Here is a 22518-nt window from a genome sequence, read left to right as displayed (position 1 = left end):
GATGAAGGGCATCATTCTGGCCGGCGGGTCCGGCACCCGGCTCTACCCGATTACGAAGGGTATTTCGAAGCAGTTGATGCCGATTTATGACAAGCCCATGATCTATTACCCACTGACCACGCTGATCAGCGCTGGTATCCGGGAGATCATGGTGATCACCACGCCGGAGGACGCGCCCGCGTTCCGGCGCCTCCTCGGCGACGGCTCCGACTGGGGCATCATGCTCCACTACGGCATCCAGCCCTCCCCTGACGGGCTTGCCCAGGCGTTCCTGATCGCCGAGGACTTCATCGGGGATGACTCGGTGGCCCTCGTGCTGGGTGACAACATTTTCGACGGCGCCCTGGACTTAAGCCATGACGGCACCGGCGGCACCATCTTCGCCTACGAGGTCTCCGACCCGCACCGCTACGGCGTGGTGGACTTCGACGCGAATGGCGTGGCCACCTCGATTGAGGAGAAACCGGAGCACCCGAAGTCCAACTTCGCCGTCGTCGGGCTGTACTTTTACGACAATCAGGTCGTGGACATCGCGAAGACGATCACCCCGAGTGCCCGCGGTGAGCTGGAAATCACCAGCGTGAACGAGGCGTACCTGAAGGCGAACCAGCTGCGGGTCCACCGCCTGAACAGGGGTGACGTGTGGCTGGACACCGGCACGATCGACTCGATGGCGGAGGCCTCCGCCTACGTGGAGGTGCTGCAGAAGCGCACCGGGCTGGTGATTGGCTCGCCGGAGGTCGCCGCCTACGAGCAGGGGTTCATCTCTGTGGACAGGCTGGTCAGCCTGGGTGAGTCGATGGTGAAGTCCGGCTACGGCACATTTCTTCTCGACGCCGCACGCAACTAGTATCGGTATCCATGTCCACCGTTACAGCGCTCCTGTCTGCCTACCACGGCACCGTTCCTGACCAGCTCGCCGAGGCGCTACAGTCCCTCGCTGAGCAGACCCGCCCCGCGGACGAGGTCGTGGTCGTGTTTGATGGGCCGGTGGCGGATGGGGTCGAGGGGGTCGTCGAGAAGTATGGGGCGCGCGTGGTGCGCTGTGCCGAAAACCGCGGTGCTGGCCCCGCGCTGCAGGCGGCACTGGAGACGATCGACAGCGAGTTCGTGGCGCAGCTCGACTCCGACGACAAGGCGTTCCCCCAGCGCATCGAGCGACAACTCGAGTTTTTGCAGCAGCACCCCGAGGTGTCGGTGGTGGGCACCGCGGTGCAGGAATTCGACGGGGAGCGCACCGGCGGCATCCGGCGCCTGCCCGAGCACCCCGCGCACTACGCCAAGATGAACTCCCCCATGAACCACCCTTCCGTGATGTACCGCACCGCGGACGTCAAAGCTGTGGGCGGCTACCAGGACGTGCACCTCATGGAGGACTACGACCTGTTCGCGCGGCTGATCGCCGAGGGCTACAGGCTCTACAACATGCAGGAGCCGCTCACGTACTTCCGCGTCACCGACGAGCAGTTCGACCGCCGCACCGGCAGCGACATGTTCACCTCCGAGGTAGACATGCAGATCCGGCTGGTGCGCTACGGGCTGATCGGGCGCACGCGCGCGATGGTGAACGTCGCGGTGCGCACCCTCTACCGCCTGCTGCCGAAGCCTCTGCTGAAGCGCGTTTATGCGCGGCTTTTCCACCGCGGCGGGTAACATCTGCGTCAACATGAATGACGACACTTGGCTCATCATCCCCTGCTATAACGAGGGCCCCGTTATCCAGCAGGTTATTGAGCATGCGCGGGCTACGTTCCCGAACATCGTGGCCGTCAACGACGGCTCCCGCGACAATTCGGCCGACGCCATCCGCGCCGCCGGGGCCCACTTGGTCAATCACCCGGTGAACCTGGGCCAAGGCGCTGCGATCCAGACCGGGGTGGAGTACGCGCGGGCCCAGCCGGGTGCGAAGTACTTTGTCACCTTCGACGCCGACGGTCAGCACCAAGTCAAGGACGTGCTGCGCATGGTGCAACGCCTGCGCACGGAGCCGCTCGACATCGTGGTGGGCACCCGCTTCGCCGGCCAAGACACCTCGCAGGTGCCATGGATCAAGCGCGTGGTGCTGCGCACGGTGGTGATGCTCTCGCCGCGCACTCGTCGCCTCGGGCTGAGCGACGCCCACAACGGCCTACGCGCCTTCAACCTCAAAGTGGCCAACGAGATGAACCTGCGGATGAACGGGATGTCGCACGCATCCGAGATCGTCGCCCTGATCGACCAGCGCAAGTGGCGCGTCGCCGAGGAACCAGTGGAGATCCTGTACACCGAGTACTCGATGAGCAAGGGCCAGTCGCTGATCAACGGGGTCAACATCCTGGCCGACAACATCGTGGCAGGGAGGCTCCCATGATCCAATTCGCGCTGATCTGCGCCACCGTCCTGTTAGCGCTCTACTTTTTTGCTAACCGCCGAAAGGCGAACGCGAAAGCGTGGGTGAAGATCGGCTTCGGCGCGATGTTCATCGCCGCCATCTGGGCGATCCTGCGCCCCGACGACGTCACCATCCTTGCCAACTGGTTGGGTGTTGCCCGCGGCACGGACCTGATGCTGTACGTGCTGATCATCGCGTTCTTCTTCACCACCATCTCGACCTGGACCCGGTTCCGTGAGCAGGAGCTGCGCTACGCTCGTTTGGCGCGGGCGGTAGCATTACAAAACGCAGAACAACCAAAGGAGCACCATGAGTGATACCAAGATCCCACCACTGATGTGGGCATTTACGGCAGTATTGGCGGTCGGCACCGGGGTGGGTGGCTACGTCATCGGCGCAAACTCCGCGACACCCGCCACGGAGACCGCCCAGACTGCACCGTCTCAGGCCGCCGAAGAGCCTGCCGCCGAACCGACTATGAACGAGGCCGCCGCCGAGATCGAGCGCCGCGACGCCAACGACCCAATGGCCCTCGGCGATGTCGACGCCCCCGTCGTCCTCTCCGAGTTCTCCGACTGGGACTGCCCATTCTGCATCAAGGCCAACGTTGAGATCATGCCGCAGATCATCAAGAACTACGTCGATGAGGGCAAGGTGCGCATCGAGTTCAACGACTTCGTAGTTAACGGCCAGGCCGCCGTCGAAGCAGCCCGCGCCGGCCGCGCTGCCGCCGACCAAGGCAAATTCTTCGAGTACCAGGACGCCTACATGGCAGAGGCCATCAAGGCCAAAGGCCACCCCGACTTCGACATGGAGGACTTCGTCCGCTTCGCTGAAGCCGCAGGCATGCCGGACATGGAGAAGTTCAAGGCCGACGCCGCCAGCGACAAGTACGACGCCGCCCTGCAGGACGCCAACAACCTAGCGCAGCGTGCAGGCTTTAACTCCACCCCGTCCTTCCTGGTCAATGGCCAGGAAATCATCGGCGCGCAGCCTTACGAGGCCTTCGAGCAGGCCATCGAGGACGCGCTGGCCAAGTAGCTAGTTTCTAGGAATGCGCGATGACGTCCGCGACGTGGGCGTGGCCGCGCTGGTTCACGTGCAGCGGCATGTTGCGTGGCGAAGGGCCGAAATCGACCAGCCCGGCCCACATCCGGATGTGGTCCGGGGCACACATGTTGTTGTTCCACGTGGACGGCTTCAGGTCCAAAAATTCGACACCCGCTGCGCGCGCCAGGTCCACCTGCATCCACTGCGCGGTGTCCTCCCACGCTTGCACGAAGGGCATCGGGGTGGCGTCGTGCATGTTGTTGCCCAGCTGAAACAGGCACACGCGGTCGCCCTGCGTGATCTTCGGGTAGCCGACAATCTGGATGCGCGCGTTCGGCGCCGCCGCCCGGATACGGTTCACCTGCGGCACCATCGCGTCGACGAAGGCGCGACGCACCTGCTCCGGGGACCGGCCGCCGGTCGAATAGGTGTCATTGAAGCCGGTCGAGATGATGACGCGGGCCGTTGCCGGGTTCAGGGCGCGGTCGCGCAACGCGCGGTCAACCTGCAGGGAGAAATAGGGGCCAACGCGAGTTGAAACGGTGCCGGCACAGGAGTAGTCCATTGCCCGCAACCCGAGGCGCGCAGCCGCCTGCTTGCCCCAATTCCTCGCACCGGTTGGGCACCAGACCTTCGCATCCGAGGAGCCTTGTGGCGTGGCGCCGATTTTTCCTGCCGCCCAGTCGTGGACTGTTGGGTCGGCAATGACTGAATCGCCGAAAACCACCATGTTACGCGGCTGCGCGGTGGCCTGCGCTGGCACAATGGCCAGCGCGGTCGCGACGATCGCCGCCGTCAACTTACGAAACACAAGTGCACTTCTTTCACATCTACAACAAGAACTACGCCTACTTTGCCAGATGTCATAGAATAGAGCAATGTTTCTCCGCTTTCTCAGGGCCACCCACCGCGCCGGAATGATCAGCCTCGGCAACAGCCCGAAAGCAGCGCTAGGGGTTATACCAAATCTGCTCCGCTTCCATTTCACCACCGCCCGCGCCATCGAACAGGGCTACCTCGCCGCCCCCGAGCGCACCGCCCTTATCGACGACGCCGGCCTCCTCACCTACCGCGACCTCCGCACCCAAGCGCGCAACGTCGCCAGCTGGGTCCTCAGCGTCACCGATCAGCCGCGCATCGGCGTCATCGCCCGCAACGGACGCGGCATCATCCTGCCGCTGGGCGCCAAAGGCTACACCGGCGGCTCCATCTTCCTCCTCAACGTCGGCTCCTCCACCGAACAGCTCCGCGGGTGTATCGAGGAAAACGACATCAACGTCCTCTTCACCGACGACGAGTTCCTGCCCCGCATCCCAGACATGGGCACCGCCATGGTGGTAGTTGACGAGGCGAAGTTGGCGTCGATAAGTATGGGTGGCGGCGACGCCGCGCTGCCGCTGTTCCCGAAGCACGGCGACATCGTGCTCATGAGCTCGGGCACCTCCGGCATCCCCAAAGGCATCCTGCGCGCCGAGCCCGCCCTCCCCATCGTCGCCGCCGGCTACCTCGAAGCCATCCCGTTTCGCGCCGGCGACACCGTGCAGATGACTGCCTCCATGTTCCACACCTGGGGCTGGTCCGCGCTCAACATCACACTCGGGGTCGGCGGCACCATCGTTACGCAGCGTGTCTTCGACCCTGCCAACGCCTTCCGCCAACTCGAGCACTTCCGTTGTGACGGCCTCATCTCCTCCCCTATCTTCCTCAAACACATGCTTGACCTCGAGGAGGACTACGACACCTCGCGGCTGCGCTTCATCGGCACCGCCGGCAACGCCCTGACCCCACTGCTCGCCGAGCGACTCATCGACCGTTTTGGCCCCATCGTCGCCAACATTTACGGCTCCACCGAACTCGCCCTCGCCGCAGCCGCCGACGCCACCACCGTCGCCAATGACCCGACCTGCGTCGGCCGCGTCCCACCCGGCACCACCCTGCGCATCTACGACGACGCAGGCCGCGAAGTCCCCACCGGCACCGTCGGGCGCATCTTCCTCAACAACGAAACCGCCCTGCGCGGCTACACCAACCCCGACACGCCCATAGTCACTATCGACGGCCTCATCGAAATGGGCGACCTCGGGTACTTCGACAACCAGGGCCTCCTGCACGTCGTGTCCCGCAGCGACGACATGATCATCGTCGGCGGCGAAAACGTCCACCCCCAATCCGTCGCAGCAGTCCTCGAGCGCATGCCAGGTATCGACGACCTCTACGTCGGCAGCGTCGACGACCCCGACACGTTCAAACGCGTCGCCACCTGGATCGTCCGCGCTGACGATCCAGACGGCCAGGCGCTGACGGCTGCCAGCGTCCAGGGCTGGGTCCGCGACCACCTCGCCGAGCATTCCGTTCCGCGCGACGTCCACTTCGTCGACGCGCTCCCCCGCAACGCCACCGGCAAAGTGGTGCCGCGGGAGTTGTAGCGGGCATTCGGCGCGCGGGTTAGCACGTAGCAGCCTCACATGAGACGCACCAAAACGTTCCGGTCGAGGTCTTAGAAGCGTGCGATGCTAGTCGCCGAAAATCAGCCAGGCGACGCGAAAATGGGCGACCTGCGTTGCACTCCTTGAACACCTCGACCGGAGCGAGAACCGCCCGGAGACCAGCCGCAAACCACCCCCACCTACCCCCGAATTCCCACGTTAACGCTGTCGCAACATGCGGTGTCGGAAACTAAACACGTACGCCCAGTACACCCACTCGACCTCAAGGAGGACACCATGAAACGTATCGTTACCTGCGCTGCTGCCACCGCGATCGCGCTCGGCACCATTGCCGCACCCGCCCACGCCGCGACGGTGAACGTGAAGGACAAGGACGGCATGTGCACTGTGCAGCTCTCTGCCGACGAGCAGCGCTTCGTTGTCTCCTGGTTCGAAGCGTCGAAGGCGATTGGGCTGCATGAGCAGGCACGCGACTTCGTGGCCGCCGTGGATACTGCTTACCCGGACGCCACGAAGCGCCCAACCAAGCTCGCCGAGAAGTACGCCGAGGCACAGAAGACGGTGAAGGAGACGAAGCCGACGAAGGAACGCACGCTCGAGGGCATCGACCCGGCCAAGCGCCAGGTCGGTCCGGAGATGAAGCGCGCTGAGGTGCCGTTTGGCGTCGAGAAGAGTGATGAGGCGCTGTATAAGGCGTGGGCCGCCACGCCAGCTGGGAAGGTCGCCGAGAAGCAGGCAATGCTTGACGACGCCGACTCCGCCGCGGCCGCTGCCTGCGCGAAAGGCGCTCAGGCGGATGTTGCGTACCCGACGGCGGAGCCAGAGCTGAACGTGGCGGCGATTGTTGGTGGCGTGATCGCGGCGGTGCTCGCGATCATTGGCCTGATTGCCGCGTTGCCGAAGCTCGGCGTGAAGTTGCCGATGCTTCCTATGTAGACAGGTAGTAGCTGCTAGAACTTAGGCAGCTGCGTGCGCAGGTTGTCCACCAGGGATGGTGCTGCCTGTGCGATCACAGCCAGCAGACCGGCGACTCCGAGGATGGACAGGATGGCGATGAGCCACGGGGAGTCGGCGGAGGAGCCGTCGGCAGGCTTCTTGTTGTCTGCTGGCTTTTCGCCGTTCCACCACTTGTCCAGGGTGAGGCGGGCGACGGTGGTGTTGTCGATGTAGGAGCCGCGGATCTTATCCGTGTGCTTCGTGGACTCTTCGTAGATGTCGTCGGAGCCTGCGCCCTTGTACCAGAAGCCGACGAGCTGGTTGGTGTGGTTGTCGGAGTTGTAGGTGTGCTCCGGCTTGGCACCCTTTTCGCCGCTGAGCTCGCTGTACTTGGATGGGTCCTGCGGGCCTGCGAGGTAGCCGGTTTCGTGGTCGGCGGTGACGATGAGCAGGGTGTCCTCCCAGGAGGAGTTCTCCTCGACCCACTTTTCGACGGCCTCTACCGCGTCAAAGAAGTCGATGGTCTCCTCGATGGAGCGGCCGATGGTGTTGGCGTGGCCGGTCCAGTCGATGGCGCCGCCTTCAATCATGAGGTGGAAGCCGTCTTCGTCCTGGTTGAGGGTGTTCAGGGCGCCGAGCGACATGGTGGCCAGGGTTGGCACGCCCTTGTTGAACTCGGTCAGGTACGGGCCGACGTTTGCCTTGTCTTCGCCATCGGAACCGTCGCGGCCCTGCTGCAGCGTGTTGGCCACGGGTGCGAGACCGAAGATCTTCTTGGCGTCCTTGTTGGCTGCCTTGGCGAGGGACTCGAAGTCCGCCTGGTCGGTGACGAGGCTCCAGTCGGTTTCGCCGTTGGCGACCTTGTTATAGGTCTCCTCGGTGATGTACTTGGGGTTGAACTTGCCGGTTTTTTGGGCGTTGTCGTCGTAGAGCGGGTGGCCGGCGCCCATGATGACGGACAGTGGGCTGTCGGGCCCGAGCATTTCGTCGGCGAGCTGGGTGTAGTTGCTGCGGTTCTCGTTGTGGCCGCCCCAGCCTGCCGGGGTGGCGTGGTTGAACGGCACGGAGGACACGACGCCGGCGGCCTTGCCCTGCTTCACGGCGCGCTGGGAGGTGTTCTCCAGTTTCTCACCCTTGTGGTCGACGCCGATCTTGCCGTTGTCCGTCTTGACGCCGGTGCCCATGGCGGTGGCGGCTGCGGCGGAGTCGGTGAAGTTCTTGTTGATCCAGTCGCGGTCGCTCCACGCCTTGATTTCGTCGTACTCGTTGCCGTACTGGAAGGTGGTCATGGAGGTGTGCTTCCAGCCCTTGTCCTCCTGCTCGAAGGCTTGGACTGGTTTGCCGTCGACGTTGGAGATGCTGTTGATGCTGTTGTCACCGTTGAGCATCCACTTGGACTGGCCGGTCTGCCAGAGGTTGGCTGCGGCGACATGGTTGTAGCCCATGCCGTCGCCGACCATGTAGATGATGTTCTTCGGTGCCTTTGGTTCAGCGGCGTCTGCAGGCGTTGCGACGACAGCGAGCGCCACCACTGCGGACGTTGCTGCAGCGGCGACACGTGGGTTGGTAAAAGCCATGAGAATCCTTCACAGAATCAGTGTTTGATGTTGCTCGCCGGGTTGGCGACGTATCGATTCTGCGAAAGCAATGTGAGTTTCCGGAGACATTCCGGTTATGGTTGGCGCAATTTTGGGTGAACGCTGAGCAAACCCTCCAAGTGCGCGGAACGCCAAAAGGCGCCACCCGGTGTGGGTGGCGCCTTTCATTCGGCTCTGCGCGGTTTACTTCTGCTCAGAAGAACCAGGCTTGGCGTTGTCGGCAGGCGTGTCGCCCTTCGACGAGCCGAGGATGGTCAGGCCGTTATTGAAGCCGTCCTCCTCACAGGCCTGGGCGATCAGAACACCCAGCATGCTGACCGCGGCAATCGCGCCAAGCGCGATACCCAGCGGGCGCAGCTGCTCGCCGTAGCCAGCGAACTGACGGTTCACGGCGTCTGCCTTCGCACGCAACTCACGGACCCACTCCGGGTCTTCGTGGCGACGACCCTGCTGACCGTGGCCCCAGTCATGCTTTGGCATGGACTCCTGGAAGCGGGCGTTCAGCTCAGCACCAGCCTGCTGCAGCTGCGGGCCGAACGCTTCGTTCACGCCGTAGCCGATACCAGCAAGCAGACCGATTGGCAGCAGCCACAGCAGCGGACTGTTGACCGCGAACGCGTTCGCAGCGCAGCGCTTCGCCTTCTCGGACGAGGCGTTGGCGCCTGGCTCTGCAGGAGTCGAAGGCTCGTTCGGATTCGAAGGCTCGCTCGGGTCAGTCGGGTTCTTCTTCGTGCCGACCTTGATGATCAGCTTCTGCGGAGCAACCTCGACGACACTGCCGTCTTCCTTATGGATGCGCTGACCAGGCTTACCCGGCTGCACAACCTCGTGCTTGCCCGATTCGAGGTTCGGGTCCTCAACGACCTCGTAGTCGTAGGCGACCTCCTCAGTCCAGCTGGTGCCCGCCGGTGGCTTGGTGCCAACGCGAACAACGCGCTCAACTGGCTTCTCCACCATCTCGGCGACGGGGCTGCCGTCGACAACCTTGATGGTGTAGCGGCCGTCCTTACCCGCAACGTCTTCGACTTCCTCGCCTGGCTTCAGGCTCGGGTCGTAGACAATCCGGGTGGTGTAGCGGACCTTGATGTCTAGCTCGCCACCAGGCGTCGGCTGCTCAGGCTGATCCGGGTTCTCCGGGTCAGTCGGGTCGGCCGGCTTCTTGGTGCCGATGAGGATGACGTGATCTTGCTTCTCTACGAGCGTTTCTTCGGTGCCGTCAGACTTGTGGTGAACCAGGCCAGGCTTGCCTTCCTGCTCAACCTTGTGCTTTCCGGCCTCAATGGTCGGGTCGAACTTGACCTTCACCTCGAACGGGATCCGCTCCTTCCACTCCTGACCAGCCGGCGGCTTGGTGCCAACACGGACGATGCGCTGGACCGGCTCCTTGGTCGTCTTCACGGAAGGCTGACCCTTTTCGACGGTCACCTCAACCTTGCCGTCTTCACCCTTCTGATCCTCGACTTCCTCGCCTGGTTCAAGCGTCTCGTCGTAGATGATCTTCGTGGTGAACGGAAGCTTGACTTCCTTTGCTTCAATCGACGGTTCCGGATCAGTCGGCGTCTTCTTCGTACCAACGCGGATGATCTGCTTGACCGGCTCCTTGGTGCGCTCAGTGGTGACCTTTGGATCCCCGGAAGGCTTACCATCGACGATCTTCTGGGTGGAGGTCTCAACATCTTCACCAAGCTCGCCCTGCTGGTCAACCTTTTGCGTGCCGTACTCAAGGGTGTCGTCGAGGATGACCTCGGTCTCGAACGGAACCGGCTTCTTCACCCGGTTGATCAGATCTCCGTCCTTGAGACCCGGACCGTACTCGATGATCTCCTTGACCGGATCCTTGGTCTGCTTCTCTTCAGGCTTCACGGAAGCCTGGTCGCCCTTTGCGGTGAAGTCAGCCGTGTAGGTTGTCTCACCCGGCTTGCCCTTCTGGACGACCTTGATCTCGCCCGGCTTCAGCGCCAAGTTCGGACGGGTCTCAACGTCGAACGGAAGCGGCGCCTTCCAGGTGACCTTCTTGGTGACCTCAGGCGCTTCGGCTGGCTTGGTGCCGACCTTGATCACCTGGTCAACCGGCTTTTCGGTGATCTCCTCGGAAACCTTCGGGTCACCTGGCTTGGAGTTGGTGATGTCGCGTTCGATCGTCACCTTCTTCTTACCCGGCTTACCTTCAGTGACCGTCTCAGAGGTGCCAGCAGGCAGGTTCGGATCGAACTCGATCTTCACACCGAATGGAACTGGAGACTCCACGGTCTCGGTAGTAGAACCGGTGGTCTTAGTGCCAACGCGGATCTTGGCGTTCTTCGGCGCCTTGGTCTGCTCAGTGGTCACGGTCGGCTCGCCGTCCGGCTTACCGTCCTTGATCTTCTGAGTCGAGGTAACCACCTCGGTGCCCAGTTCGCCCTGCTCATCGACGACCTGCTCACCCTCCTTAAGGGTGTTGTCGAAGACAATCTCGGTCTCGAACGGAACCGGTTTCTCGGTCTTGGTCACCACAGAGGTGTCCTCGGCCGCAGGACCGTACTCGATGATCTGGCTAACCGGATCCTTGGTCTGCTTCTCCTCAGGGGTCACAGTTGCCTGTTCACCCTTGGCAGAGAAGTCAGCGGTGTAGGTCTTTTCGCCTGGCGCGCCCTTCTGGACGACCTTGATCTCACCCGGCTTCAACTCCGGGTTCGGACGGGTCTCAACGTCGAACGGAACCTGAGCAGTCCAGGTGACCTTTTCGGAGGTCTCGGACGGCTTGGTGCCGACGGTGATGACCTCGTCAACAGGCTTCTTGGTGATCTCCTCAGTGATCTGCGGATCGCCCGGCTTGGAGTTGGTGATGTCACGCTTGATCGTCACCGTCTTCTCGCCTGGTTCACCCTTGGTGGTCACCTTGGACTCACCGGCAGGCATGTTCGGGTCGTACTTAACGACGACCTTGTACGGAGCCTCAGCCTTGTAAGTCTCGGTGTTCTCACCGGTGGTCTTGGTACCGATGCGGATCTTGGCCTTCTTCGGGGCCTTCGTCTGCTCGATGTTGATGCTCGGCTCGCCGTCCGGCTTGCCGTCCTTGATCTTCTGGGTGGAGGTAATCGTCTGCTCACCCGGGACACCCTCTTCGTCGACAACCTGCTTGCCGGACTCGAGGGTGTCGTCGTAGACGTACTCGATCTCGAACGGGACCTCTTGAGTCTTCTTGCTGGTCAGTTCCTGATCAGGGATGCCCGGGCCAACCTCGATGATGCGAGTGACCGGTTCCTTGGTGGTTTCATCCTCAGCAACCTGTGCCTTAGCGCCCTTGGAGGTGAACTTAGCGGTGTAGGTCTTTTCGCCCTTCTCGCCTTCCTGGACAACATTCATCTCACCAGGCTTGAGCTCCGGGTTCTCGCGAACCTCGGTCGGGTACGGAATCGGGAACGTCCACTTGACGTCCTTGGCGCTCTCGGCAGGCTTGGTGCCGATGAGGACAACCTCGTTGACCGGTGCCTTGGTCTGCTCCCAAGTACCGTCCTTGTGCATCTTCGCTGCGCCTGGCTCGCCCTTGGTTTCAACCTTGTACTCGCCAGCAGGGATGGAGTCGTCATACTTGTACTCGACCTTGAACGGTTCCTCACGCTCCGGAACGTCGATGACGTTGACCGTCGCAGTGGTGTTGTCCTTCGAGCCGTCCTCGTAGGTCACGATGATCGGAACATCGATCTTGTCACCCGGCTTCGCGGTCTCCGGAGCTGTGGAGATGACGTTGCCCTTGTCATCCAGGCCGACGATCCAGTCGCCATTTGCCGTCTTCACCTTGTACGTCGGGTTACCGAACTCGTTGTTCTCACCTGTGGCCTCGAGGCCCTTCGGATCAATCGTGAACGGCTTGTCCGGATGAAGGTTGATCTCTGCAGGCTTCTCGACGCCAATCGGCGAGGTCGCCGTACCACCCGGGTAGACCGTCTGCGACGGAACAACCGGCTCAGACTCCCAGTTGTTGGTCAGCGTCACCACGGTGGTAACCGGTGTCTGAGTCGTCAAACCACCCGGGGCGTTAACCGTTACCGTGACGGTGTTCTTGTCGCCTGGCTTGGCATCCGCCGGCGGGGTGGAGGAAACTTCACCGGTCTTCGGGTCGACCGTGTACTTCCAGCCGTTGACTTCCTGAGAAAGAACCGGCTTGCCATTCTTGGTTCCGAAGGAGAACTTGGAGCCGTCCGGCGTGTCCGCAACCTGGTGCTTCACTTCCTGGCCCGGAGCAGTGACCTGAACGTTGTAGTTCGCCTCAAGGTCTCCCTTGATGACGACGACAGTGCCGACAACCGTCTGCGGTTTCTGCTTGCCTTCATCGCTGTAATGAGCCTTAACCGGAACGTTCAGGATGTCGCCTTCCTGCGCACCCTTCGGAATCGTGGTCGTGATCTCGCCAGTCTTCTCGTCAACGTAGACGGTCCAGGTCTTGCCATCCTTGCTGGTCAGGGTGGTCTGGTTGGTGCCGTCCTCGAAGGTGTAGCGCGTCGGGGCCTCGTCGTTCGTGTTACCGCTCAGGCCGCGCTCTGGGATCTCAGGAGTAAGGCTGACGCTCGCATTTGGCTGACCTGTCACCGTGTCGTAGGTCGGGATCTTGATGTCCACGATCGCCTGGAACTGAGTCTCGATCTCATCCGTGGTCTGGTCTGGGTAGGTCGCTTTGACCTTCGGGGTGATGACGGTCCCCGGTGCAACAGAGTCATCCGCCTTTGCGGTGACCTTGCCTGTCTCATCGACGGTAACAGTCCAGCCCTCAGGAACAGTGGATTGGTCGATCTCAAACTTGGCCGGGTGGACTGGCTTGTGGCCCTTCATGATGGACTTGGTGCCCACCTGAGCGGTAAGATCCTCACCGATTTTGCCCTTGGTCAGGCCTGGGCGTACCAGGTCGGTGACCTGGGTGTTGTTCGGGTCAACGACCACCATGAGTTGGAGTACGTCTGTGGAGCCGTTCGAGTACTCGACAGTGATTTTTGGCTGCGCAAAGCTACCCGGCTTCGGGTTCTCCGGAGCGGTGACGGTGACGTTGTAGTCGTCGTCCATCTCGACGGTCCAGCCGTCGAAAATGTACTTCTCGTCAAGCTCGACCTTGGCCTCGTACCCCTTTTCACCCTTCTTCTTCGCCAGGTCCTTAATCAGGTCAGGGGTCTGGGTGAAGGTGACCTTCTGCGGCTCGGTAGCCAGCGGACCGGTCGCGCTATCAACGCCGGAGATGATCGAAGCATCCGTTTTGTCGTACTTCGGAGAGTGGTACTCCGTGTCATCCAAGGAGAAGGCCTTGGAGTCGATGACGTTCGCCTTGTTGTAACGGGTCAGCGAATTGGAGCTGTCGAAGACTTGAGTGGTGCCAAACTCATTGTTGTTCTCACCAGCGGCCTGGAGCTGGTCCACGCTACGCGGCTTTGCCAGAACGGAGAAATTCACGTTCTTGTCAGTTGCCAGGTCGGTTCCACGGTACTCAGGCCAGGTGAAGTAGATCTCTCCGGTCGCTTCGTCGATACGCAGGAGCTGCTTACCACCGGACGACGCTGGGTCCGTGGTGCCGATGAACTTGCCGTTGCCGTCGTAGGCCTCCACGACCATGCGGCCCATGGAGTCATCCGTGCCACCGTTGGCCACATCCGGAATGTTAATCTTACCGACCTTGGTTTCATCACCAGGGACGATGACGTGCTGTCCGAAATCCTCCCACGACACCGTGATCGGGTTACATTCGATGTTCTCGCTCGGCCAGGGGTTTACGACAGCCGTGAAAGTTGCACTTGAACCCTGGGTGGCCTTGGGGCCATTAGGATTGTCCTTCGTGTAGTTACTCTGCCACGCATAACGTACCGGGTTCGCGGCAGTGGCCTCAGCGAACTGCTTGACTTTCGCGTCGGTCAATTTCGCAGTGAGGTTCAGGTTTCGTTGTTGCCTAGAAGCGGTAATAGCGAGGTTTTCGTCAGCCTTGTCAGTGACATTGTTACCAAGAAAGGTCTGACCGGCTCCCATAGAGGGAACCTGTCCAGTATCGAGAACTGCCCCCAACAGCCCTGAATTGGTAAAGCTCCAATCAGCGAACGTGCGGTCCTTCGAGTTATCGAAGGAGACACTCAAGCCCCACCGGGTTTTCGAGGGGCTGCTCCCGCTTGGTTCCAGGGTGTTCCAGCTGAAACCAGCCTGACTGCCATCCGGCTCGACACTTTCGATAACACACGAGCCGGCCGGCAGGTCGGAGGCCTTCTGGGCGTCCTTCTCCACCGCGCCGGACTTCTCGCGGATACCGCCGGACATGGTGGCGGCCACAGCGTGCGGCGCCAGCGGGCCAGGGGCGACGACGCTCAAGCCTCCGAGTGCGAGCGCGATCGCGGATGTCGCCGCGATGCCAGTAGACGTTGACTTACGTAAACACCGAGATGATTCGGCCATTAATTTACTCCTCATAATTGCTTCAGAAGAAACTGATAAAAACAACCAGCTTCCTGAATCTGGTGTAAAAGTGCCACTGACATGGTATTTCCAGCAGTAGATAGCTATCTATTCTAGTGAATAGGTATAACGGATGTCGATATAGAATTCACAGCACCCCCACCGCGAACGTCCATGAAACCAGAAAAACACCCCGCGTATTCGCATTTTCCGTACGGGCGGGGGTGCGTTTATTTTTCTCGCCAGACTGGCATCTGCAGTGGTGGAAACAGGGAGTGAGCAAAGAGGGCGGCGATACATGGGCGAGACCTACCACACACCAGAAAGCACGCTAAATGTGCCCTATACCTATGAATATAAGTCACGCTAAGGTTTCGTAGCAGGGCACGCTGTCGCTGACCGGTTCGACTGCAAAAGGTTCCCGGTTCCGCGAACTATTTTGGTCCCGGCCCAGGCTTTCTGCGCTTTCTCGTAACGTTTTACCAAGTCGTCGAAGTGGTCATCTGAAATAATTCCAACGAACGCGCTGGTACGGGAGACGATGGGCTTTGACACCCGCGCATAACAAAACCCCAGCTAAAACCGTGTTCTAGCTGGGGTTTTCCCTGAGCCACCTGCGAGAATCGAACTCGCGACCTTCTCATTACGAGTGAGACGCTCTGCCGACTGAGCTAAGGTGGCAACGCTGCACAATATTACAGCACCGCCAAGAATCCACGAAACTACCAGGTCAGCGGGCTTCGCAGGCGAGGCGGATGTGGCCGAGCATCCCGTTGAACGCCACGACGGGGCTCACTTGCTGTTGGAGGCGCAGTCGGCACTGGGCGATGGCGTCGAGGCACGCCACGAGTCCTTCGGGGCGGACCTTCTCGGCGAGTTCGGCGGCGAGTGGCTGGAAATCGGGGTGGGTCAGCGAGACCTTAGCGTCGGATTGGACGGCGAGGGCATCACGGTAGATGCCGGCGAGGTCCACGAGGATGAGGTCGAAGACATCGCGCTTGCGGCGGGTGCCGCGCGCTTTCTGGCTCGCCTCGAGCGCTTTGACGGAGGCGGACGCCCCGCGCAGCGCCTTCGCCGCTCCCCTGCCCTTCGCGCCGACACCGAGGGCCTGCTCGAGTTTGGCGCGCTCCTCGGCGTCCTCCTCGGCGTAGTCCTCGACGGCAGTTTTCTCCGTGGCCTTTACCAGGGAGGCCACGGCCTGAAAGGCCTGGGCGCCGTGGAAGACCAGCTCGGCAAGGTTGATCGCCTGGGCGCGGCGGATCTGCACGGACTTGTCGTTGACCATTCGTCGCGCCCGGCCCACGTGTCGCAGGGTGGTGGCGGCGGCGAGGCGGGCGTCAGACTCCGTGGCGCCTTCCTCCTGCATGAGGATGCGCACCACCTCGTCCTCGGAGGGCGCGGGGATATAGAGGTGCCGGCAGCGGGAGCGCAGCGTCTGGGAGAAGTCCTCCGGGTCCGTCGACGGCGCGCACAGGATAATCACGGTGTGGGCTGGGGGCTCCTCCACCGTTTTCAGCAGCGCGTCGGAGGCGTCCTGGCCGAGGCGGTCGGCGTTCTCGATGATGAGGACGCGCCAGGGGGCGACCGTCGGCATGCGGGCGGCCTGCGCGATGTACTCGCGGGTCTCCTTCACCTTAATCGTGAGTTCCTTGGGCACCACGTGCATGACGTCGGTGTGCTGGGAGGACAGCGCGTCGCGGCAGCCTTTGCAGCGCCCGCAGCCGATCTCGTCAGGGTCCGTGCACACCAGCGCAGCCGCGAACGCGAGCGCCGCGTTGGAACGCCCCGAACCGGGAGGCCCCGTGAACAGCCAGGAGTGCGTCATCGCGCGGGCATCGCCGATCCCCCGGGCGGCCGCGGCAGCGTTCATGATGACCTGCTGGACGGAGGGGGCGTCGGCAAGTAATTGACTCACGGTAGGCACAAGCCCCAAGCGTACAGCAGGGCGAAAACCCGCTAAAGTGTTACAGCATGGAACGATTCTGGCGCAGTTTCAAATGGCTGTGGGGCACCTCGTGGCCCCTCTACGCCGCAACTGTGCTCGGAACCAACGTGCTCGGCGCCGTGCTGATCATGCTGTTCGTGCGCTTCCTCATCCCCATGCGGGAGGTGCAGCAACTCAACATTCACGACGAAAGCCTCGGCTTCCTCGGCGCGGCCTACTTCTGCTTTGCCATCTTCGTGGGCATCGTGGTCACCTTCTTCCTGTTCCGGCCGGTGCTGGAGTGGCAGCTCAGTCCCGATGACCACGACCCAAACATGGTGCGCAACCTGGTCATGCGCATCCCGGTGCTGCAGACCGTGATCGTGGTCGGGGTGTGGGCCATCGGCATCATGATCATCACTGTGGCCGCCTGGCGCATCGACCACCAGCTGGCAATCGTGACCTTAGGGTCTACGTCGCTGGCGTGCTTCGTCACTGCCGTGATGACATATCTGCAGGCAGAGCGCCTGGTGCGGCCGGTGGCGGCGTCGGCACTCGCGCGGCGCTTCGAGGACTCCACCCTGGAGCCGCCGATCAAGCACCGCCTATACCTGACGTGGTTCACCACCTCCGCCGTGCCAATGTTCGGAGTGCTCGCCCTGTTCTTCGCGCAGCGCCACGGCTTCTTCTACAACCGCCCCGGCGAGCTCATGCCTGCCGTGCTCGCGCTGACGCTCACCGCACTGGCCACCGGCTTCATCGGCACTGCGTTCGCCATCATGAGCGTGGTGGACCCCATCAAGGAGCTGCAGGAAGCCATCAATAAGGTGCGCCGCGGGGAGCGTAACACCCAGGTCGACATTTACGACGGCTCCGAAATCGGCGTACTACAAGCCGGGTTCAACGAGATGATGCGCGGCCTCAACGAGCGCCAGCGCGTCCGAGACATCTTCGGCCGCTACGTCGGCACCGAGGTCGCCCAGAAGGCGCTCGAGGAGAAGCCGGAGCTCGGCGGGGAGGACCGCCGCGTGGCCGTCGTATTCATCGACGTGATCGGCTCCACCACCTTCGCCGTCAACCACACCCCGGAGCAGGTCGTGGCCGCGCTGAACAACTTCTTCGAGATCGTCGTTGAGGTGGTGCACCGCAACAAGGGCGTGATCAACAAGTTCCAGGGCGACGCCGCGCTGGCCGTGTTCGGTGCGCCCGTCTCCATCCACGACGCCGCCTCCCACGCCCTCCAGGCCGCCCGCGAACTCCGCCGCGAACTGGCGGGCCTGGAACTGCAGGCAGGCATCGGGGTGGCCTCCGGGCACGTGGTCGCCGGCCACATCGGCGGCTCCGACCGCTTCGAATACACCGTGATCGGCGACGCCGTCAACGCCGCCGCCCGCCTCACCGAGCTGGCCAAGGACACCCCGGGCTGCGTGCTCACCAACGCCGCAACCCTGCGCGCCGCCAACGAGGTCGAGCAGCAGCGCTGGACGCTCATGAAGTCCGTGGAGCTGCGCGGGCGCAACCGCATGACGCAGCTGGCCCGCCCGGTGCGCTCCACTCTGGCGGACCGCTACTAGCCGCCCCGCTTACGAGCGCTTCGCGGCCTTCTTCGTCGCCTTCTTGCGCGTCGTCTTCTTCGTTGCCTTCTTCCGCGTGGTCTTGCGCGCGGCCTTCTTGGCTGGCTTCGGGTTCTCTGCCTCGCGGGCCCGGCGCGCGGACAGCAGCTCGTTCGCGCGCTCGTCCGTCATGGTCTCCGGGGTATCGCCGCGCTGGAGAGACGCGTTCGTGGTGCCGTCGGTGACGTACGGGCCGAAGCGGCCGTCCTTAATGGACATCGGCTTGCCGGAGACGTCGTTGTCCCCGAGCAACTTCAACGGCGCCTTCGCAGCCCCGCGACCACGGCGCTTCGGCTCCGAGTAGATGCGGCGCGCCTCCTCCAGCGTGATGCTGAAGATCTGCTCCTCGCTGGCCAGGGAGCGCGAGTCGGAGCCCTTCTTCAGGTACGGGCCGTAGCGTCCGTTCTGCGCCGTGATCACTTCCCCATCGTCGACGCCCACCTCGCGCGGCAGGCTCAGCAGCTGCAGCGCCTGCTCAAGCGTGACCGAGGCCGGGTCCATCGACTGGAACAGGGACGCCGTCGCGGGCTTGAGCTGCTCCTCGACGAGCTCGGTCATGCGTTTTTCTTTCTGCTTCGCGGCCGTCTTGGTGTCCCAGTTCTTCTTCCGCTTGCCCTCTTCGGCGCGCTGCTTGTCCTCGGCGGCGCGCTCCTCGGCGATGACTTCCTCGGCGTGGGCTTGCGCCTTCTCCAGCTCGTCGTCGCCGAGTTTCTCGGTGACGTAGGGGCCGAAGCGGCCCTCCTTGGCCACTACCATGCGCCCGTTGGCTGGGTTCACGCCCAGCTCGCGGCCGGACTGCGGGGTGGCGAACAGCTTCTCCGCCAGTTCCAGGGTGACCTCGTCAGGTGTGGTCGCCTCAGGGATGTTGGCGCGCTGGTACTCCGGCTCACCGTCGGCGGTGACACCCACCTGGCGTTCCATGTACGGCCCGTAGCGGCCCACGCGCACGTTGACGGCGCGGCCTTCCGCGTCGTCGAAGAGTTTCAGGGAGTTGACCTGGCGGGCGTCGATACGCTCGAGGTTGTCCTCGATGATGTGCTTGAGCCCACCGCGGCGCGCGATCGCCTCGGCGGTGTTGTCGCTGGCGTCGGCGTCGCCGAAGTAGAAGCTGGTCAACCAGCGGGTGCGGTCCTCGTTGCCGTGCGCGATCTCGTCGAGCTCGTCCTCCATCGAGGACGTGAAGTCGTAATCCACCAGGGCGTCGAAGTTGTTCTCCAACAGCCCCACCACGGAAAACGCCACCCAGCTGGGCACCAGCGCGTTGCCACGGGAGAACACGTAACCGCGGTCCTGGATCGTCTTAATAATCGACGCATACGTCGACGGACGCCCAATCCCAAGGTCCTCCATCTTCTTCACCAGGCTCGCCTCCGTGTAGCGCGCCGGCGGGTTCGTGGAGTGCCCATCCGCCGAAATCGCGGTGGTCGGCAGCTCGTCGCCCGCGGTGAGCTGCGGCAGGTGCGTCTCGCTATCACGCGTATCCGAGTAGGCACGCAGCCAGCCCGGGAACGTAATCGTGCGTCCGGTCGCAGCAAACTCGGTATCGAAGTCACCCGCAACGGTCACCTTCGTGGAGTTTCCGCGGGCGTTCTCCATCTGGGACGCCACCGTGCGCTGCCAAATCAGCTCGTAAAGCTTGAACTCCTCCGCGTCCAGCACCTTCGACAACTGCCCCGGCGTAGCAAACCGCTCACCAGCAGGGCGGATCGCCTCGTGCGCCTCCTGCGAGTTCTTCACCTTCCGGTCATAGATACGCGGCTTGTCCGCCACGTACTCCGCGCCGTAGAGCTCCGTCGCCGCAGCCCGCGCCGCCGACAGACCCTGTTGCGACAGCGACGTCGAATCCGTACGCATATATGTAATGTGACCGTTCTCGTACAGGCGCTGCGCAATACGCATCGTACGCGCCGACGTAAAGCGCAGCTTCCGCCCCGCCTCCTGCTGCAGAGTGGACGTCATAAAGGGTGCGTACGGCTTGCGGCTGTACGGCTTCTCCTCCACGCCGCTCACCGTCATCGAGGTGTCCTTCAGCGCCCCAGCAAGCTCCTCCGCCACCTGCTTATCGACGACCACAACCCCCTCAGCCGACTCCTTCAGCCGACCGCGATCATCAAAGTCCTTCCCCTGCGCAATCCGCGAACCGTTAATCGCAACAAGCTTCGCATCAAATGCGGTGCCCCCACCGTACGTCGCGGTCACATCCCAGTACTCCGCCGGGATAAACGCCATGCGCTCGCGCTCACGTTCCACGATCACGCGCGTCGCTACCGACTGCACACGACCCGCCGACAGCCTCGGCATGACCTTCTTCCACAACACCGGAGAGACCTCGTAGCCATACAACCGGTCCAGAATGCGGCGGGTCTCCTGGGCGTCGACAAGATCCATGTCCAGCTCACGGGTATTCTCCGCAGCCTCCCGAATCGCCGACTCCGTAATCTCGTTGAACACCATGCGCTCCACCGGCACCTTCGGCTTCAACGTCTCAAGCAAGTGCCACGCGATCGCCTCACCCTCACGGTCCGGGTCTGTCGCCAGCAGCAGCCTGTCCGCCTGCTTCAACTTCGCCTTCAGGTCGGTGACCTTCTTCTTCTTGTCAGGACTGACAACATATATAGGTGCAAACCCAGACTCCGGATTCACACCCAACTTCGCCCACGGTTCCTTCTTGTACTTCGCAGGGATGTCAGCAGCACGGCCCGGAAGATCACGAATGTGCCCCACGGAAGCTTCCACAATGTAGTCACTTCCCAGATACTTCTGGATCTTCTTCGCCTTCGTCGCGGACTCCACGATGACGAGGGTCTTGCCGTCTTCAGCCACGCTTCGTGACACCTCACTTCAAGAACTATGTTCGTTAACTCACATAAGTTGTATCAGACAATTAAATAGCAACCCTACAACTCCTCGTTTTCACCCCCACCAACTACACTGAACCCCCATGAGCACCATCGGGCACCCAAGGAGGTAAAACCCCAGATGATCGACTCCCTCATCGGCTTCCTCCACACCCTGATGGGCACACCCCTCTTCTACCCACTCGTCGTACTCCTCATCCTCGGCGACGCGCTGATCCCCCTCATCCCCTCCGAAACCGTCCTCAACCTCTCCGGCGCCTTCTCCGCATCCCAAGGCGTCCCCAACGCGTGGGGCATCATCGCCGCCGCCATCATCGGCGGCATCATCGGCGACAACATCTGCTTCCTCCTCGGCGGACGCCTCATCCACGTCGTCGACCGCCTCGACCCCAACTCCAAAGCCGGCCAAGCCATCGACTGGGTGCGCCGCAACATGAACCGCGGCGCCGGCATCACCGTCCTCGTCGCCAGGTTCCTACCCTGGGCACGCTGGGTTGCCACGATCGTGCTGGGCAGCGTGCGCTACAACTGGTTCGCCTTCTTCCTCTACGACACCATCGGCGTCATCATCTGGGCTTGCCTCTCCGTCGGCCTCGGCTACGCCGGCGGCTCCCTCCTTTCCGACTTCCCCCTCCTCGGCATGATCGTCGGCATCGCCCTCGGCGCCCTCGTTGGCTGGTTCATGCAGCGCATTCAGTCCTACATCTTCGAACTTTTCGACGTCCGGCGCGGCGTCTCCGCCGTGTAGGTCTTGAGTGCTGCGCGCGTGCTTCCCAGGTGGCTAATTTCGGCGAGGGAATTTGGTGCTAGTAAACAGGAGCCAGTGCCAAAGGACGCACCCCGCTTTTCACGACCTGGGCTTTTCTCGAATCCCCCGGAAGGAATTGCGTCTATTGGCACTGGCACGTGAATGGAACTCAAAAGCAAAAACCCCGGCCGGAGCCGGGGTGTGCACCTATATAGATTAGAGAGCGGTGACCTGCTGGGCCTGTGGGCCCTTGGCGCCCTCGCCGATTTCGAACTCGACCTTCTGGTTCTCCTCGAGGGTGCGGAAGCCGCTGCCCTGGATCTCGGAGTAGTGGACGAAGACGTCGGCGGAGCCGTCGTCTGGAGCGATGAAGCCGAAGCCCTTTTCTGCGTTAAACCACTTCACGATGCCTGTAGCCATTGGTGTGTTCCCTTTCAAAAGATGGATAAATGAAGCCGTCCACCAGGGCTGATGTCCTGGCGCCCGCGTAAACAATCCCTCGCGAGCACCGTTGAAGGCGCGCACAAAATTTGTTACTGCCAACCAGTGTGCCACAAACTGGCATACTTTG

General features: G+C 62.3%; 15 protein-coding genes and 1 tRNA gene. 9 read left to right on the top strand and 7 right to left on the bottom strand.

What is annotated here, in order from left to right; all coding sequences use genetic code 11:
• The first annotated feature begins 1 nt into the window (after window position 1).
• The 5 genes from rfbA to BJP06_RS09075 are packed head-to-tail and all read left to right on the top strand — an operon-like array spanning window position 2 to window position 3412.
• The gene (gene rfbA / locus BJP06_RS09095) at window positions 2-850 is read left to right on the top strand and encodes a glucose-1-phosphate thymidylyltransferase RfbA (protein ID WP_070975181.1); all 849 of its coding nucleotides are present in this window, start codon (window positions 2-4) and stop codon (window positions 848-850) included.
• An 11-nt stretch (window positions 851-861) separates the two neighbouring features.
• Window positions 862-1653, top strand: a complete 792-nt coding sequence (locus BJP06_RS09090; protein ID WP_071573620.1) for a glycosyltransferase — start codon at window positions 862-864, stop codon at window positions 1651-1653.
• A gap of 13 nt (window positions 1654-1666) precedes the next feature.
• Window positions 1667-2350, top strand: a complete 684-nt coding sequence (locus tag BJP06_RS09085) for a glycosyltransferase family 2 protein (protein ID WP_070975203.1) — start codon at window positions 1667-1669, stop codon at window positions 2348-2350.
• Window positions 2347-2688 carry a DUF2304 domain-containing protein gene (locus BJP06_RS09080; protein WP_070477332.1) on the top strand — a complete coding sequence of 114 codons (342 nt, stop codon included), beginning with the start codon at window positions 2347-2349 and terminating at the stop codon, window positions 2686-2688. The genes BJP06_RS09085 and BJP06_RS09080 overlap by 4 nt, the downstream gene beginning before the upstream one ends.
• The gene (locus tag BJP06_RS09075; RefSeq protein ID WP_246814886.1) at window positions 2681-3412 is read left to right on the top strand and encodes a thioredoxin domain-containing protein; all 732 of its coding nucleotides are present in this window, start codon (window positions 2681-2683) and stop codon (window positions 3410-3412) included. The genes BJP06_RS09080 and BJP06_RS09075 overlap by 8 nt, the downstream gene beginning before the upstream one ends.
• Window positions 3413-3419: 7 nt before the next feature.
• Here the strand turns inward: BJP06_RS09075 and BJP06_RS09070 are convergent, their stop codons facing one another.
• Window positions 3420-4232, bottom strand: coding sequence for a GDSL-type esterase/lipase family protein (locus BJP06_RS09070; RefSeq protein WP_070363231.1), 813 nt, complete (start codon window positions 4230-4232; stop codon window positions 3420-3422).
• Window positions 4233-4299: 67 nt separating this feature from the next.
• Here BJP06_RS09070 and BJP06_RS09065 point away from each other — a divergent pair, with 67 nt between their 5' ends.
• Together BJP06_RS09065 and BJP06_RS09060 are read left to right on the top strand one after the other, a co-directional pair.
• Complete coding sequence (locus BJP06_RS09065) at window positions 4300-5847, top strand: AMP-binding protein (RefSeq protein WP_070975179.1); 1548 nt, start codon at window positions 4300-4302, stop codon at window positions 5845-5847.
• A 297-nt stretch (window positions 5848-6144) separates the two neighbouring features.
• Window positions 6145-6804, top strand: coding sequence for a hypothetical protein (locus tag BJP06_RS09060; RefSeq protein WP_070477328.1), 660 nt, complete (start codon window positions 6145-6147; stop codon window positions 6802-6804).
• Window positions 6805-6818: 14 nt separating this feature from the next.
• Here the strand turns inward: BJP06_RS09060 and BJP06_RS09055 are convergent, their stop codons facing one another.
• From BJP06_RS09055 to BJP06_RS09030, 4 genes are all read right to left on the bottom strand, one after another.
• Entirely contained in the window at window positions 6819-8381 is a 1563-nt protein-coding gene (locus BJP06_RS09055) for an alkaline phosphatase (RefSeq protein ID WP_083433258.1), read from the bottom strand.
• A 204-nt stretch (window positions 8382-8585) separates the two neighbouring features.
• Complete coding sequence (locus BJP06_RS09040; protein ID WP_083433257.1) at window positions 8586-14804, bottom strand: G5 domain-containing protein; 6219 nt, start codon at window positions 14802-14804, stop codon at window positions 8586-8588.
• A gap of 608 nt (window positions 14805-15412) precedes the next feature.
• Window positions 15413-15485 (bottom strand) — tRNA-Thr (locus BJP06_RS09035).
• Between the two features lie 49 nt (window positions 15486-15534).
• On the bottom strand, window positions 15535-16728 hold the full coding sequence (locus BJP06_RS09030; protein ID WP_255365833.1) for a DNA polymerase III subunit delta': 1194 nt from the start codon (window positions 16726-16728) through the stop codon (window positions 15535-15537).
• A gap of 47 nt (window positions 16729-16775) precedes the next feature.
• Here BJP06_RS09030 and BJP06_RS09025 point away from each other — a divergent pair, with 47 nt between their 5' ends.
• Window positions 16776-18302, top strand: a complete 1527-nt coding sequence (locus BJP06_RS09025; RefSeq protein WP_070975175.1) for an adenylate/guanylate cyclase domain-containing protein — start codon at window positions 16776-16778, stop codon at window positions 18300-18302.
• A 9-nt stretch (window positions 18303-18311) separates the two neighbouring features.
• On the opposite strand, the gene topA is transcribed toward BJP06_RS09025, so the two are convergent.
• Complete coding sequence (gene topA / locus BJP06_RS09020; protein WP_071573618.1) at window positions 18312-21164, bottom strand: type I DNA topoisomerase; 2853 nt, start codon at window positions 21162-21164, stop codon at window positions 18312-18314.
• Between the two features lie 156 nt (window positions 21165-21320).
• Here topA and BJP06_RS09015 point away from each other — a divergent pair, with 156 nt between their 5' ends.
• Entirely contained in the window at window positions 21321-21947 is a 627-nt protein-coding gene (locus BJP06_RS09015; protein ID WP_071573617.1) for a DedA family protein, read from the top strand.
• Between the two features lie 216 nt (window positions 21948-22163).
• On the opposite strand, the gene BJP06_RS09010 is transcribed toward BJP06_RS09015, so the two are convergent.
• Window positions 22164-22367 (bottom strand): cold-shock protein, encoded by a 204-nt coding sequence (locus BJP06_RS09010; protein ID WP_070363240.1) that lies wholly within the window; start codon window positions 22365-22367, stop codon window positions 22164-22166.
• Between the last annotated feature and the right edge of the window lie 151 nt (window positions 22368-22518).

Source organism: Corynebacterium sp. NML120713, assembly GCF_001875735.1.
Taxonomy (GTDB): domain Bacteria; phylum Actinomycetota; class Actinomycetes; order Mycobacteriales; family Mycobacteriaceae; genus Corynebacterium; species Corynebacterium pseudogenitalium.
The sequence above is the reverse complement of the archived record's forward strand: the minus strand, read 5'-3'. Positions and strand labels throughout refer to the sequence as shown.

Bases quoted from the DNA above. Each gene is read 5' to 3' on its own strand.
- BJP06_RS09080 (WP_070477332.1), top strand. From the start codon at position 2,347: ATGATCCAATTCGCGCTGATCTGCGCCACCGTCCTGTTAGCGCTCTAC.
- BJP06_RS09015 (WP_071573617.1), top strand. From the start codon at position 21,321: ATGATCGACTCCCTCATCGGCTTCCTCCACACCCTGATGGGCACACCC.
- BJP06_RS09065 (WP_070975179.1), top strand. From the start codon at position 4,300: ATGTTTCTCCGCTTTCTCAGGGCCACCCACCGCGCCGGAATGATCAGC.
- BJP06_RS09085 (WP_070975203.1), top strand. From the start codon at position 1,667: ATGAATGACGACACTTGGCTCATCATCCCCTGCTATAACGAGGGCCCC.
- BJP06_RS09025 (WP_070975175.1), top strand. From the start codon at position 16,776: ATGGAACGATTCTGGCGCAGTTTCAAATGGCTGTGGGGCACCTCGTGG.
- rfbA (WP_070975181.1), top strand. From the start codon at position 2: ATGAAGGGCATCATTCTGGCCGGCGGGTCCGGCACCCGGCTCTACCCG.
- BJP06_RS09075 (WP_246814886.1), top strand. From the start codon at position 2,681: ATGAGTGATACCAAGATCCCACCACTGATGTGGGCATTTACGGCAGTA.
- BJP06_RS09040 (WP_083433257.1), bottom strand. From the start codon at position 14,804: ATGGCCGAATCATCTCGGTGTTTACGTAAGTCAACGTCTACTGGCATC.
- BJP06_RS09060 (WP_070477328.1), top strand. From the start codon at position 6,145: ATGAAACGTATCGTTACCTGCGCTGCTGCCACCGCGATCGCGCTCGGC.
- BJP06_RS09055 (WP_083433258.1), bottom strand. From the start codon at position 8,381: ATGGCTTTTACCAACCCACGTGTCGCCGCTGCAGCAACGTCCGCAGTG.
- BJP06_RS09010 (WP_070363240.1), bottom strand. From the start codon at position 22,367: ATGGCTACAGGCATCGTGAAGTGGTTTAACGCAGAAAAGGGCTTCGGC.
- BJP06_RS09090 (WP_071573620.1), top strand. From the start codon at position 862: ATGTCCACCGTTACAGCGCTCCTGTCTGCCTACCACGGCACCGTTCCT.